The organism is Paenibacillus xylanexedens, from assembly GCF_007676705.1.
In the GTDB taxonomy this organism is placed as follows: Bacteria; Bacillota; Bacilli; order Paenibacillales; family Paenibacillaceae; genus Paenibacillus; species Paenibacillus xylanexedens_C.
This window is the reverse complement of record NZ_VEBF01000002.1, coordinates 18,196-32,704: the sequence shown is the minus strand read 5'-3', so window position 1 is coordinate 32,704 and position 14,509 is coordinate 18,196. Positions and strand designations below refer to the sequence as shown.

General features: G+C 42.8%; 15 protein-coding genes. 3 read left to right on the top strand and 12 right to left on the bottom strand.

What is annotated here, in order from left to right:
* Positions 1 to 63: 63 nt before the first annotated feature.
* The 4 genes from FS628_RS10130 to FS628_RS10110 all read right to left on the bottom strand — a co-directional run bounded on the left by FS628_RS10130 (position 64) and on the right by FS628_RS10110 (position 4,301).
* On the bottom strand, positions 64 to 1,563 hold the full coding sequence (locus FS628_RS10130) for an ABC transporter substrate-binding protein (RefSeq protein WP_260871080.1): 1,500 nt from the start codon (positions 1,561 to 1,563) through the stop codon (positions 64 to 66).
* A 754-nt stretch (positions 1,564 to 2,317) separates the two neighbouring features.
* Positions 2,318 to 3,130, bottom strand: coding sequence for a hypothetical protein (locus FS628_RS10120; protein ID WP_145321580.1), 813 nt, complete (start codon positions 3,128 to 3,130; stop codon positions 2,318 to 2,320).
* A gap of 190 nt (positions 3,131 to 3,320) precedes the next feature.
* Positions 3,321 to 3,683, bottom strand: a complete 363-nt coding sequence (locus tag FS628_RS10115) for a hypothetical protein (RefSeq protein WP_145321578.1) — start codon at positions 3,681 to 3,683, stop codon at positions 3,321 to 3,323.
* A gap of 198 nt (positions 3,684 to 3,881) precedes the next feature.
* On the bottom strand, positions 3,882 to 4,301 hold the full coding sequence (locus FS628_RS10110) for a hypothetical protein (RefSeq protein ID WP_145321576.1): 420 nt from the start codon (positions 4,299 to 4,301) through the stop codon (positions 3,882 to 3,884).
* A 324-nt stretch (positions 4,302 to 4,625) separates the two neighbouring features.
* Here FS628_RS10110 and FS628_RS10105 point away from each other — a divergent pair, with 324 nt between their 5' ends.
* Entirely contained in the window at positions 4,626 to 5,060 is a 435-nt protein-coding gene (locus tag FS628_RS10105) for an Rrf2 family transcriptional regulator (RefSeq protein ID WP_145321574.1), read from the top strand.
* 57 nt (positions 5,061 to 5,117) lie between these two features.
* On the opposite strand, the gene FS628_RS10100 is transcribed toward FS628_RS10105, so the two are convergent.
* From FS628_RS10100 to FS628_RS10070, 8 genes are all read right to left on the bottom strand, one after another.
* The gene (locus FS628_RS10100; protein WP_145321572.1) at positions 5,118 to 5,480 is read right to left on the bottom strand and encodes a VOC family protein; all 363 of its coding nucleotides are present in this window, start codon (positions 5,478 to 5,480) and stop codon (positions 5,118 to 5,120) included.
* Positions 5,481 to 5,665: 185 nt separating this feature from the next.
* Positions 5,666 to 5,833 (bottom strand): hypothetical protein, encoded by a 168-nt coding sequence (locus tag FS628_RS31955; RefSeq protein ID WP_222125213.1) that lies wholly within the window; start codon positions 5,831 to 5,833, stop codon positions 5,666 to 5,668.
* A gap of 48 nt (positions 5,834 to 5,881) precedes the next feature.
* Positions 5,882 to 7,132: an MFS transporter gene (locus FS628_RS10095; RefSeq protein WP_145321570.1), complete on the bottom strand. Its 1,251-nt coding sequence runs from the start codon at positions 7,130 to 7,132 to the stop codon at positions 5,882 to 5,884.
* Positions 7,133 to 7,426: 294 nt separating this feature from the next.
* On the bottom strand, positions 7,427 to 8,575 hold the full coding sequence (locus FS628_RS10090; protein WP_145321568.1) for an ABC transporter permease: 1,149 nt from the start codon (positions 8,573 to 8,575) through the stop codon (positions 7,427 to 7,429).
* A gap of 2 nt (positions 8,576 to 8,577) precedes the next feature.
* The gene (locus FS628_RS10085) at positions 8,578 to 9,696 is read right to left on the bottom strand and encodes an ABC transporter permease (RefSeq protein WP_145321567.1); all 1,119 of its coding nucleotides are present in this window, start codon (positions 9,694 to 9,696) and stop codon (positions 8,578 to 8,580) included.
* Between the two features lie 32 nt (positions 9,697 to 9,728).
* The gene (locus FS628_RS10080; RefSeq protein ID WP_145321565.1) at positions 9,729 to 10,664 is read right to left on the bottom strand and encodes an ABC transporter ATP-binding protein; all 936 of its coding nucleotides are present in this window, start codon (positions 10,662 to 10,664) and stop codon (positions 9,729 to 9,731) included.
* A gap of 125 nt (positions 10,665 to 10,789) precedes the next feature.
* Complete coding sequence (locus FS628_RS10075) at positions 10,790 to 11,902, bottom strand: sensor histidine kinase (RefSeq protein ID WP_186327854.1); 1,113 nt, start codon at positions 11,900 to 11,902, stop codon at positions 10,790 to 10,792.
* A 21-nt stretch (positions 11,903 to 11,923) separates the two neighbouring features.
* On the bottom strand, positions 11,924 to 12,580 hold the full coding sequence (locus tag FS628_RS10070; RefSeq protein WP_145324053.1) for a response regulator transcription factor: 657 nt from the start codon (positions 12,578 to 12,580) through the stop codon (positions 11,924 to 11,926).
* A gap of 603 nt (positions 12,581 to 13,183) precedes the next feature.
* Here FS628_RS10070 and FS628_RS10065 point away from each other — a divergent pair.
* Together FS628_RS10065 and FS628_RS10060 are read left to right on the top strand one after the other, a co-directional pair.
* The gene (locus FS628_RS10065; protein ID WP_145321562.1) at positions 13,184 to 13,795 is read left to right on the top strand and encodes a TetR/AcrR family transcriptional regulator; all 612 of its coding nucleotides are present in this window, start codon (positions 13,184 to 13,186) and stop codon (positions 13,793 to 13,795) included.
* The gene (locus FS628_RS10060) at positions 13,792 to 14,403 is read left to right on the top strand and encodes a GNAT family N-acetyltransferase (RefSeq protein ID WP_145321560.1); all 612 of its coding nucleotides are present in this window, start codon (positions 13,792 to 13,794) and stop codon (positions 14,401 to 14,403) included. The genes FS628_RS10065 and FS628_RS10060 overlap by 4 nt, the downstream gene beginning before the upstream one ends.
* Positions 14,404 to 14,509 lie beyond the last annotated feature (106 nt).

Here is a 14,509-nt window from a genome sequence, read left to right as displayed (position 1 = left end):
CCGATCTCAATTCGATCGGTCCTCATAAGATTTCATTTAGAACAAATGAAATGAAGATAAATATCAGTTATTCTCTAGGAAGGCATCGATCTGGCGCTGTAGTTCTGCTTGCACGCTGTCAATCCCGGCAGTATTGAGTTGGCTTATCAACTCGGCTTGCCCCTTCTGTGGATCGGCAACCAGGCCGTACTCTAATGGTACACCATAACGTATCATGATATTTCCGATATTCGCCAGCTCAGTCTTTACTTTTTGATCATCGAACACAAATGTTTCTAGCGGATAATTAAATATTTTTTCTTCCCAGGCCTTCTCTATTTCCATTGCTTCTTGAGGATAGGAAACTTCTGTGCGGTTCAAAGGAGAATTCCATCCCCAGTTCGAGAAGCCGGCGTATTTGTCTCTATCCGGGCCGGGTTTGTATTTGTCTTCATCGAGTGGTTCGTAGTGGATACCTGGGATACCATACATCGTCAGGTCATGGATTTGTTTGTCATTCTGCAATAAATCAATAACCATCAGGGCACGTTCAACATGCTCGGATGTCGCATGGACAGCCATACCGTTTTGTGTTGAGATGGAGGCCGTCTTCTTCTGTTCCGGCGTAAGATCCACGATCGACATCTCCACATCCGGCAGATCACGTTGCGCTTCAACAAACTGGAATCCCAGTGATCCGAGATTTCCTTTAAGAGATGCTGCCTTTCCGGCTTTAACATCCTGCCACACTTCATTTTTACTGTTAACGACGTTCTTAGACCAGACTCGACTATCCGCCAAATCTTTATAATACACAAGCAGCTCTTTAAACTCAGGTGTATCGTAGACATTGAAGACCTTTCCTGCCGGATCGTCGAGCTTAAAAGCAAAAGGCATGTTCGGGTCCACAAGCTTCCATTCGTTCTGCTGCTCAAGCAGCATATTATCTAATTCATGCCACTTGTATCCACCCCCGGCAGCTGTTGCGAAACCACTCATGCCCGGCTCGTTTTTAGCAATGCCCTTCGTATAGGCAGCGAATGTCTCGGCATTCGTAACCGGCTCAAGATTATGTTTCTTACGTAAATCTTCACGGATCATGACAACCTTATCCGTAATTTCCTGGTTATTGTTCGGAACCATGTATTGTTTACCTTTGATCTTAGCTTGTTCCCATGAAACCTCCGGCATAGCTTCCCATGTCAACGGTGCATGGCTCTGTATCATTTCATCAGTAAGTTCATAAAAACCGCCATTCATGGCCTGGTTATGATAGAAGGCCCAATTTGCCGTAAATACCAAATCAAAGTCGTCTCTTGCGGCGAATTTCAGCGGATATTTAGAAGACCAATCGGACCAGTCGAGGAACTCTGTTTCAATTGTGGTATTGATCTTTTCCTTAAGTAGTTGGTTTACCTCGTTAAACACCAAGTCATAATCCGCAGGTTTGCTGCCGATTAGCAACATCTTCAACGTGACCTCTTCGGATTTACCCGTTTTGTTACTAGCTTCTCCTGATGACTCATTATTGGCATTACCATTATTACTGTTACATGCACTTAAAAGTAGACTCACCAGCAGCATGAGTATAAGAAGCCTTACGTCCACCTTTTTTTCTTGCTTCATCTGATATCTCCCCTTGGTTTGAATAGTGTTAGTAGATGTAATCGCTTTCTAAAAAAGTCAAGATCAATTATTCCTTACACAGATTGATCAACTCTTTTAACCTTATTATAGGTAAACATGACACGCTTCGAAATTCATTCAAGCAACAAAAACCTATACTTATTCAACGATTTCATGACCTTGGGATAATAAATTCAAGCCAACTTATGCAAAAATATGTATTACACTTTTTTGAAAAAGGTGAGCTACCTTGTTTAAGAAATTGCGGAGAATCAAGCTCTCCATCATAAAAAAACATCAAAAAAAACAAAAACAATTCCTTCTCTTACGTCCAAGACATCTCCTTTTCTTGTTCCAAACATATCTGTACAACGCCCATGCTTCAGGGATTCTTTGTGGGACGGTCCTATCGCTTTATTCTACTATCGTGTTCTTAGGACAATCGTTACTTTTTCTTACTGGTATCCAGATCTCACCCTATGTGTGCCATGGCATTCCATAATACATTTCAAATTAAGGACCATCAACCTGTTCGTATCCAGATATCCGAAACCACTCAGTATATATTCGTTCTCATCGTCTTGTAAATCACATTGCTGCTCCGGGTAAATAGCCCATGTCAAAATACAGAGATTCCCTTGCAACAATCGTTATAACGAAATACACTTTACTAGTATCTAATGCATTGAACTACATTGACTTCATGGCTACTCTATATCATAGAATTGGCAAGTTTGAGTAAGTCTGTTGCTTTAAACTTCGCTTTCAACATTTTCTTGTTTCCAATCGCAAGCGTATATTGCATCCCGTTTTTCTGGAATCGAAGTTCATATCCCAATTCGAATTTAGGCCGGTATATTGCTTTCGTTCCGTCTTTTAGTTGATAATACACATCGTCCTTTCCTTTGTACCGCTCCAGTTCTACTACGACTGGGAATACTTTGACCCGGAAGAAGCCATTCAGTGCTTTGTTTCGATAGATTAGTTCAAGTGATTCATGACCATCAACGTATCCGTCGAAGTGAGTTATCTCGAACGGAAACTCAGAGGGTACCAGTACGTCCCTTTTGAACCTCAGTTGGTATTCCCTGATCAATCGGGCCTCATCGACGAGCGGATTGGCTCCGTCGAACAGAATGCTAATTTTAGTGATTCGATTTTCCTTTATGATTAGTTCCCATATGAAAGCAAGTCGTTCTTCCTCTAAAAATTCATCATTAAAATGAGCTAGTAGGTATTTCACATCTGACTTTGGTGAGGAAACGAGCTGTACTCCGCTGATTTGGGAATTCCCCCTTATCTCGGGGATTTGGACATAATCCTTTTCTACATATTTTTGTGCCTCATCAAGATCGTTTCGAAGGATCGCTTTTGCAAACCGATTTACTGGTCCCTGGCGAGTTTCGCCCTCAGTAGGGGCTGCCACAAATTCGGATGGTTCTATGTTATGGGCTGTAGCAGTGCTCGACAGCAGTGAATAGAACAAACTTATTATCATTAGAAGAAACAGTGTCTTAACTCTCATAATATCCTCCTTGAGAAGAATCTACTCGCAGAAATAACTTCTCACCAATGCGAGAGTAGTCTACCCAATGACTGGAAAGTTATTCATTAAACTAACCTGCCCGCTAATTGAATAGAGACAGCCGATCATGTTGACCGGCTGCCCCCTTTGTTTTATTGAGCTATCATTTCCCGTTAGCTTAATCTTGTTTCTAAGTAGTAATCACATTAATATCATCTACCTTATAGCCATTAAGACCATCTCGTCGAAACGTCATTTGGACTATTTCTGGCTGCTCTCCTTTCATCACTGTCATTTCCAAAATAAAATTAGCCTCCAGATTATCCATACCTTGGATTGGTAACACGCGGACGTTCGCGTACAAAAAGTTGTCGTGGTACTTTTGACGAAGAGTACTCATTATTTGAGGATTTAATTCAATTATCAGCGCCTGCTGGATTAAAGAGCATTTCATTGTATTTTTTAATGACAGGGTTTCTTCGCCTGAAGCTGGAGTTTTGATTAGCGAAGTTAACCCAAGCGCTAGAACGATTGTCAAAATTAACTTTTTCAAATGCAAGCACCTCTTAGTTGGGATGTTTTATTTTTCCCAAAAAGAGGAGTTGAATACGGTTTTGAACAAAACTGTCCATTACATGAACAAAGGCAACAAATCATGTAGATCGGCTGCCCCCTTGTTTTATTGAGATATCATTTCCCGTTAGTTGAATGAATAATCAAAAGGTAAGGTTCGTATATCATTACGTCCTTATTATGTTGCATTAAGAATGAATTGTCCTTCTTCAGCTTTAATTTCAAAGAAGTACTTTGTATCTCTAATCAGGCCATCTAAATGCTTGCTGGTCCCAGGAGATACTTGGAATTCCTCAATAACAATATCCCCTTTTGCATCTTTAACTCTCAATAACACGTTTCGGTCACTATTTGCATCATTAATGATGGCCTTGTCCCAGAAAACAGTATCGTATTCAATTGAGTCTTTACCATCAAATATTATAGGATTCCATTCGTCTGTGGTATCTTCAGTATCAATAACAGATGTTGATTTTGGCGAAAAATAATGATGAACATATCCTACATTGAGATAAATCTGATAAGAACAAACAAGAACTACTGTTACAATTAGTACTGAACCAATCAGGCCAAGTGTCTTAGATTTACTATTAACCATTTTTTGATTCCTCCTTGTTAATTTACTTTAGTTTACTTTTCTATAAAACTTAGAAAAAAACCTTTTATAACAGAACTAAACTGCTCGTTAGACGAACAAAAGCAGCCGATCACATGGGTCAGCTGCTTTCATTGTTTTATTGAGTTATCGTTTCCCGTTAGCTTAATGAAGTCTGGCGTTCTTTATTCTTCGTTCTAACTTCTTATTTGATGGAACCATAAGTACTTGGGAATGACTTTTGAGCCTCTTGTTTACCTGCTGAAAAACTGTCGATTGACCTGTTCTATAAATGGAACTATACTTTGTAGCAAAGAAGGTGAGTAGATGAAACAAATAAGCAGTCGCTTTTCGATGGCAGTCCATATTCTCTCGATGATTACGTTGGATCCCATATATAGTACAGGTGATCGAATTGCACGTAGCATCAATAGTAACCCTGTTGTAATTAGAAGGATTATGGCCCAGCTCAAAAAAGCAGGGTATATTGAAACAAAACCAGGAGTTGCAGGGGCCTCCCTTCTGGTATCGCCCGAAAGATTAACCCTGCTGCATATCTTTCAAGCGGTCGAATCTGTGGAAGGAAATCAGCTTTTCAATTTTCACAAGAATACTGACCCCAATTGCTCTGTAGGTATGAACATTGAATCGATACTATTACCGAAACTCTCTAATGCGCAGAAGGTCATGGAGCATGAACTGGCTTCTGTTACCCTAGCTCAAATTGTGGAGCAAATACGAACAGAGGCAAATGTAAAATAAAGCTGCTCCTACGGTGTATGGAGTAGCTTTATTTTACATTTTTTAATTTTTCACCAATCAAACAGTAGCTTGCGCAGGCTCTACATATTCAATAAAACTGCCATCGGGATGCTGCACAAAAATGCTTGGACCAATAGGACCACACTGATCCCTTATTATAAGGGTATTTTGTTTTTTTAATTCTTCCTTCAATTCGTTCATGGAATCCACATACACCACGGCACGGAGTGATTTAGCAGGCTCCATGGCATCGGGACTTCCAGATACAATAACGTAAGGATAGACTGTGGCTAAAGATAAGCCAGCTTCAGGAATGTCCCACGTCCGATCCATAGATCGGTTAGCAAGAGATTCATAATAAGCAACGGTTGATTCAAGTTGCTCGGTAAAAACGGGGATAAAATGATTTAAGATTTTCATGTTAACCTCCAATTTTTTGTTTTCTAATTATAACCACTATGGTTATAACTGTTTTAGTTATACAAAAACATTTTGATTTTGTCAATTTTTTTCGATGAGTATAATATCCAATGTTTGATGAAGCAAACCGTGATTAAAACTATTTAAGTCCAAAAGCTCCCTCTTCTTATCTCCAATGCTATGCTTTACGGTCTGTAATTCCTCGTTCCTAAAAACTCGAAGTATTTCGTTTCGATCAACAAGCTGGCTTGGTCGGCAATCGTTGCGTCATGAAGTGAAGAAACGGTCGCTTCCTTGCGCAACATGGTTGATGCAACCAGGATTGCCCCAGGGAATGAAGAAGAACCGATCACTTCTTCATGGTCGGCTCTTCTTCATAAAATTTTATAAGTATCACGAAATTATGTCTCTTGTGCAATATGTGCGTTATCCGGCGCTTTTTGGTTCATGATCGGAACCATGACCAGTGCGCCAAGAAGAAATAATAATCCTGCACCGCCATAGATCGTCCCCAGTGAAAAGGCATCCTTTAACGCGCCAGCGAAAGACATGGAAACGACCATCATGCCAACGAACATCGGATTCAGAACCCCATTCACCCGGCCGACAATCGAAGCCTCTGACCATTTTAGAATCATTGTGCTGATCCCAATATGAATGCAAGGGAAAACAAGTCCATTCAGAAATTGAACGGTCAGGGTGAGCGGAACGCTTGTCGAATACCCTACAATGGCTGTGCAGACTGCGCCTGCGATCATACCTATCGCTAGAAGAATCTGCGGCGGAACCCGCTTGGCGAAGACGGCTACGATTCCGCCACCAATCAGCATAGCTGCACCATTTACCATCAGCAGATATTGCAGGAACTCCTCGCTCCTGCCCAGCCGCTCCGTTACGATAAACAGGTTGAGCGCTTGGGCTACGCCAACAGCGAGTCCCGCGAGAATAAACGCAAGTCCGAGCATCCGCAGTACTTGGCTTTGCCAAACATAGCGGAAGCCTTCAATGAATTCTTTACGGAACTGCCCTTTTACAGCGACGGTTTGAGCTTGCATATTATCCTCTGGCAGACGAATAAGAACGAGTGCGGAGAGCAGAAAAACCACGCCCATGACAGCGATCGATATTTCAAGGCCAAAAGTGCTGTAAACCATGGTTCCGAGCATAGGACCAAGCACCATGAAGATGGCCATCAGCGATTGGAATAGAGCCATCCCTTGCTGCAGCTGTTCTTCCGGCACATGATACTTAAACAATCGCATGCTTGAAGGTTGGGAGAACTGCGAAAGAATAGCCGAGATAAATGCGACAAGGTAGACGGAGTGCCAAGAACCGTAATGTATGGTCAGAAGTACTACGAATACCGATACCGCGGATAATAAATCGCACCAGATCATCGTTCGCTTCGGCCGCCAGCGGTCGGCAAATGTACCTCCGATGAACGAAAAAACAAAAATTGGCGCGAATTCTGCTACGCTGATTAGCGAAATGGCGTATGGATCATTGTTTGTTCTATCCGCAACGTACAGGAGAATAGCGAAATTACGTACCCAGATGCCAACCTGCAGGAGCACGCTTGATAATAAAATCGTCTGCAGGAACCGATTGCGAAACAGGCTTGGCGCATTGGTGCTTTTTTCGTCCCTATTCAATCTTTTCAACCTCCAATTTGTCTATAAAGATGCCCAGTTTGAGTAAGATATGACTCTCCTTTCAATTCCTAATTATACGGACTTCATCATCGTTCACCTCCTACTAAAGACTGAAATTTCAGAGTCCGGATTGGATCGATATTTTGAATTTTTCAATACGTTCCCGCAAGGCAATATGGAGAATCAACATTGTCTTAATAACTCTGAATTGGCTCCCCCTTATAAACTGCGTTACTCTCCTACAATATAGTAGATTGGAAGTGGATGATTAGAATATGGGATTAGCTTATTTTCTTAAATATAGCTTCGAGTATCATTGTTCCTTCCAAACTTATAGACGGCTATTAAAGATAAGGCAACGGAAAAAGCAATCAAAATGATCAGATTCAAGGATAGTTGCCCCATGGATACCCCTTGCTGTAGGTTGCTAAAGGTATCCAGAAGCCAATACTGGGGAAGAAAATGCGCGAGCTGCTGCATAGTTGCCGGCATTAATTCAAGCGGGAACATACACCCAGACAGCAAGCTGCTAGGTATAAGGATCATATTCTGCATGCCGCTGGCTGCTGAAGAGCTGCTTGAGAATGCCACGACTACAAGTGATAGACCTATTGCCACCAGAGCAAATAACACAAGAATTAGGAACATGCTCCAATAAGAAATACCCGGATCGACACGAAAAATATTTATCATGATCAACAGTGTCATTGCAATCTGAAGCATCATCATAATCAAATTAACGATGATATTAGATAAGACATAGGTTCTAGGATTGATTGGTGAGGATAAAAGGCGATAATAGGTTCTATTCTCTCTTTCCTTAATAAGAATTCCAGATAAATTCGAAGCGGACACCAGCATGAGGACGAGCAAGTAACCTATTGATTGATTGGTTTTGTTGTAATTTACGGATTGATCCTCTACTTTCTCTTCTGATAATCTGAAATCTGTAGTTTGAAATCCCTCATAAAGAGTTTCAAACTTAGCCTTATCGCCTTTAACCACCATGCCGATCGAAGCCATATTGTTAATTTGTTGATCCAAGGATGCTTTCACATGTCCGGTAACCTGCGCTCCCTTAATGGATACGATCTTAATCTTTGCTGGTTTGCCGACAATCAAGCTCTGTGCGAAACCTGCGGGAAGGATAATCGCTGCATCAAGATCGCCAGCAGCAATCAGCTCTTTTATCTCATTCTCCTCAATCTCACTTACAATCATGGAATCCTGTCTGCCCACCGAATCTATAACACCCTTCGTAATCGTCTGACCTCCATCATGATTAACAATGCCTATTCTCAATTCGGTTTCTCCCGTGCCCCCTTGGACTAGGGTCGCGAGCAGAATTCCCATAACAGGAAAGACAAAGTATACAAATAGATTCAAATAATTTTTAAAGGTAGAAATAAATGTTTTCCGGATTAGCCATAACGTGTCTCTCATTTTTACAAGCCCTCCTTTCTGCGCATCATCGTTAATGCGATACCAAGCAAGACGACCGCGAAGCCGATATTTAACAGCATGGCGCTAACCGCTGCTGAAAGACTGTCTGCATAGATCATTTCGAGAAGTGCAGCATTGGACCATTGCAGCGGAGAAAGAGAAGAGAGGGTTGCCATGATCCCTGTAGCCTTCTCGACCGGGAAGTATGAACCGCCGAGAAATGCAGCCAATTGGATAATAATCATAACAACAGTGCCTGATGCATCACCCTTGATGATATAACTAAACCCGAGGCCCATGCTCACAGCGAAAATGATTTCAGTAAAGAGCGTTAGAAACACTAGACTCAAATTTTCTCCCCAATAGGCATTAAACATGTATTTACTGATGAGTACTACGACAATTGTGAGTATTAAATTCAGCACGACAAGCCCTGCTAATTTACCTGCGAAAATTTCGATTTTCGTTACCGGTGAAGCAAGCAATCGGACAGCGGTGTTCCTTTTGCGTTCACCGTCTATTAATTGTGCGGCCGTCAAGGCACTATATAAAATAATCATTGTCGTAATCGCTATAGCGAAATAGTCCATAGAACCAGGCTTTCTTGTCGCATTCAGCGACTCCTCCACCACATAACTTTCAGTGCCGCCTCCGATCATGATAGCATCCGCTTGCTCCGAGTCTGCACCTGCTACTTCTGCCGCCAATTGGTAACGATCTGCAAAAGTTATAAGCACACTCTTAGCAATATCGCTTTCAATCAAGCTCTGACTACTGCTGTAAAACTTCAGCCCACTGTCCGAAATCTCGACGTAACCCGCATAGTGGTTGTTCTTCACTTCCATTTTTCCATCCGACTTTTCGTCTGCCTTCTCGAGTTTAATGCCAGCTTGACGCATCTGCCCCGTGAAGTCGTCCCAATACTTAGAGAACTCACTCGATGTGCTATTATTCCTATAAAGTACGTTGATCTCTTCAACCGTTAAACTGCCGTCAAAAGCATTCGTAAGCGCTGTTCCCAAAATAAGCATGGTTAATAGCGGCGAAACCACTAAGAACAAAAGCATCTTGGGATCGCGGATAACCTTTAACTCTTTAAGCATTATTCTAAAAACGTTCATTTCCCCTTCGCCTCCTTTCACTTCTTTCTTAATTAGTCCCGCAGACTTCTGCCTGTCAATGTCAGAAACACCGTCTCCAAACTAGGCTCATTCTCTTCCAATGAACGTATTTCAATATCATCCGCCATCAACTGCTGGATGATCCGGTTCAAGTTATTGACCTCGGAATCAGAGGTGATCTTAACAATTCGATCCTCCACTTCAACCCGGTTTACACCAGCAATTCCCTCCAACTTATTTTTATCCAGATTTTCGGTTGAACGGACCTCGATACCTATATTTTTCTGATTCGTAATGATAGCCTTTAATTGACCTTTCGTTCCTTCCGCGATAATCTTGCCGTGGTCGATAATGGCGATTCTTGTACAGATCTCCTCGACCTCTTCCATGTAATGGCTGGTGTAGATGATCGTGCTGCCCAATTCGTTCAGTTTCTTCACGGAACCAAGAATATAGTTGCGAGATTGCGGATCAATCCCCACCGTTGGCTCATCCATGATGAGCAGCTTTGGCCGATGGGCGATTGCACAGGCTATGTTCAATCTTCGCTTCATACCGCCTGAGAAATTTTTGGGATAGCTTTTGTGCTTGTCACCAAGTCCCACGAATGCTAGTGCTTCAATCACCCGCTCCTTTAACTCGGCTCCTCTGAGTCCGTATAATCCGGCGAAAAAATGAACGTTCTCGTATGCAGTCATATCCTCATAAATAGCCATTTCCTGCGGCACGATCCCGATGTTCATCTTCGCGAATTTACCATGCTTAGCGATACTCTTGCCAAGAACTTCGATTTCACCTTTGGTTACCCGGAGCAGAGAGGCAATCATGTTAATAGCCGTACTCTTACCTGCTCCATTCGCACCCAGAAATCCGAAGATCTCGCCTTCCTTCACAGACATCGTGATATTGTCCACGGCAATAAAATCTCCAAATTTCTTCGTAAGCTGCTTAATTTCAAGGACGTTCATTCGTAACACTCCCGTTTCGTCTTTAGGATAATGTAATTGTAATAAAAAAGGATGCTCCTGTGACAGTGCACAAGTTCATCCTTTACCCCTGAGAATATTCCTATCTAATCATCGTAAATCTCATCTTATCCGTGAGGAATTAATGTAGTGACACTGAAGCCTCTTGAGCCATCGACGATAATCGTACCAGATACGCTTGCTGCCCGTTCTTCCATGCCGATTAATCCCAAGCCTTTTATCACCTTCTGCTCTCCTTTGCCGTTGTCCGATACATCGACCTTGATCAAGGATCTCAGTACCTCGATATGGATGGAGACGAAAGTGGCGTTTGAATATTTCATGGCATTGGTCAACGCTTCCTTGGTGTTCTCCTGAATGACCTTCCACTGGATCGGAGTAATGATGTCGACATTACCTTCATGAGTGAGAGAGGTCCTGAACGTATGCTTCGCTGAAAATTCATCAACGAATAATTTCATCCGATTCATTCCGAGCTGCTCTTTCGGAGGCTTCATATTCTTAAGCACAAGGCGAATACTCTCGATTCCGTCCTTGGAGATATGGATTGCATTTTGCAGCAGTTCCGCCGACTTGTTCGGATCGGAGGTGAACAAACGCTTCGAGGCTTCCATCTGGATCAATGCACCCGTCATAGAATGTCCGATCTTATCATGAATTTCCTGGGACAGTCGGTTACGCTCCTCCAGTTTAATCGTATAATCGGACTGTCTGATATATTCTTTATTCTCATTTAGGCTTTGAGTCAACTGCTGGATATGTTCGTTTCTTTTTTCAATGTCCTCTTTGAGGTCTGCATTTTTGTTTATGTAGGTGTTAAGCAAGAGGTAATAGAGGAAACTTAGCATCGCAACGAGACCATAAGTAACCAAGATGGCTTGAAATTCTTGAGACAGTAACAAGAGCGGAACCATCATGAGAAATAGAATAATTCCGCGTTTGCGCAGATATATAGTAAATAGTTCGTATATGTTCAGAGGTAACAGGAGTAACAATAAGGGTTGGATGTATGACGAGGACAGTGCAGTAACCAGCATAGACAGCAGAAGCACGATCGTCGTGACACTACCTTTTTTAGTGATATGAATGGAAATATTCAAACACAGGTAGAGGAGGATGTACAGCATATACCATGGTGAAATCGAACCTACAGATACATAGGATTGAATAACCACATAGCTCAAGAGGATCGCTTTTATGCTCATTGTCCAGAGTTCTATAGGGGCTCCCCTCTCCGTCATTTAATCCACTTCCCCGGTCAGAAAATAAATCGCGATTTGTGTACGATGTGTAAAGCTCTTCTTGCCTAGAATAGAAGTAATGTGGTTGGCTATGGTGCCTTCTGAGATGAACAGCTTCTTCGAAATTTCACGATTGAAAAGCCCCTTCGCAATGAGGAACATAATGTCGTGCTCTCTATCAGTGAATAAGCTTCTGTCGATCTTACTCCCTCTATCTTCTTTCTTATCTTTATCCTTGTCCGGTAGCAAACTAGATTTCAACTTATCCAGCACAGCATCCTGCAGTACATTATGTCCGTTGTATACAGATATGATGGCGTCCCTAATCCGCTTCGGATCGTTATTCTTGAGCAGATATCCCTTCGCCCCGTTGCGGATCGCATCGATAATAAACGCCTCGTCATCGAAAGTGGTTAGGATTAGCGCTTTGGTTCCTGTCTGCTCGGAGATCAGCTTGGTCGCTTCCACACCATTCATATTGGGCATCTGCACATCGAGCAGTGCTACGTCTACTTCATTCTTCCGGCAGAAATCAACCGCTTCTTGACCATCCTGAACCGTCGCCAATACTTCGAACTCATCGAAAGTGGTCAGAATGATTCTCATGCCTTCCCGGATAAAGGGATTGTCATCCGCAATAATGACCTTTATTTTCAACACTGCTCACTCTCCGTTCACCGCTATTTAGCAATATCCATCACATTGTCATATTCATTTGTTAGTATAGCATTCTTCTCTTCGCTCATTAATACATAAATTATGATAAGCTTTTACCCATGTGTTCTTTAGAAAATTGGTCATTCATCCATATGTATCAGACAAGTTATTGGTGCGCATTTCACTACGTTTCCAAATAACTAAATGAATTAGCAGTGAGATATAGTTGGACATTTATCGAATCGGCAATCCGGACAATAATTATACAGATATAACAAAACAGCACTTAAAAGAACTTTCAATGGGACCATGTTTTTTGAACTCATTTATCTGCCCATAATGATTCCAAAGTTCACTTAAATTCATAATAAAACCTCCTATAAGAGCAATTAATTCTAGTTGCTTCAAATAAGATGTTTTAGACTGGGGCTATTTAACTAAGGTTCCCATTTTATTTAATGAGTTCCTTAGGCGGCTGAAGTCCTTCGACTTGCTCGCGGGTCTACCGGCTCGTCTATCGCTCTTACTCCACATTACACGTTGACAATTTGCTTCAATGATTTTATGATGAATTAAAATTCATTCAATAAAGGAGCTTCCAAAGTGCCCCGTACACCTGAGCAATACGAGGCTATGCGCCTTGCAACCCGCACCAAAATTCAGACAGCGGCGATGCGGCTGTTCGTTCGTCAAGGATTCGGCTCCACCAATGTGCAGCATATTGCCGATCAGGCTGGCATTAGCACCGGTCTGCTGTACCGCCATTACAAAACAAAAGATCAGCTATTCGAGGAACTGGTGCAGTTCGCCATGGCCGGACTTGAGACGCTGATCGCGAGATTTCAGACCAGTGATGAGCCTGCTGAGGAACTGGCACGATTCGCGAACGAGGTGTATCTCGATCTGTCTTCTGGCGATGACTTGGGGCACCTCTTATTGCTGATGTCACAATCCTTCTTCTCCACGGAGACGGACGGTCGGAAAGCGGCTCTCAAGCAGATTAATACCGATCTACTGCAAGCGACTGCCACGCTCATCGTTCAAGGACAGCGGCAGGGCCAGCTCCGTGAAGGGAACGCTTTTGAGATGGCACAATATTTCTTTTCCTCCATTCAGGGGCTGGCGATGATGAAGGTGATGCTGGAGGAAAAATTCACGATGCCGTCGAGATCGCTCTTGACCTTAGTATTCGAAAAGGAAGGTGAAACGTTATGAAGTACTCGGGCGCATTTGAGGTTGTCCGCGCAGACCACGCGGGTGTACAGGTCAGAAACCAGATGGCGGAGATTTTCGCCGACGGCTTCTCGCAGTGGCTCACGTATTTTTCTAAAGACCGAGATGTCACCGCAAAGGCGTTCGCCCATATGTTCGTGCTAGATCAATTTTATGTGGCTCTCGCTGGCGATCGGGTGGCGGCCTTCGGCGCATGCACGGACTGTCAGAGCTTCTCCCTAGAACTTCAGAGCGCACCGCTCCGTAGGCATCTGGGTTGGTTCAAGGGTTCGATGGCGGCACTCATTCTGAAGAGGGAGTTCCAAAAGCCGTTTGTCGACCCGCCGGCCGAAACGGGATCGGTCGAGTTTATCGGTACTGCCTTATCCTTCCGCGGCCAAGGAGCGGCTTCGGCAGTTATTAAACATATGCTGGTTCATTTGCCGTACCGTAACTATCTCATAGAAGAGGTTGCCGATACCAATGTCCCGGCCATTCGATTGTATGAGAAGCTGGGGTTCACGGAGTACAAACGCAAGTCCCTATCTCCCAGGCAGGCCCGCATATCTGGTATCAATCACATGCTCTCGCTGCGTTTGGAGAAGGCCTAAGTCACAACAAGCCTGAACAACTTGCGCCGATAATATTTATAAGATTTGCGTATCTTTCAGATTAACGTTATATTCACTAAGTTCATAATAATAATCCAAACTATAA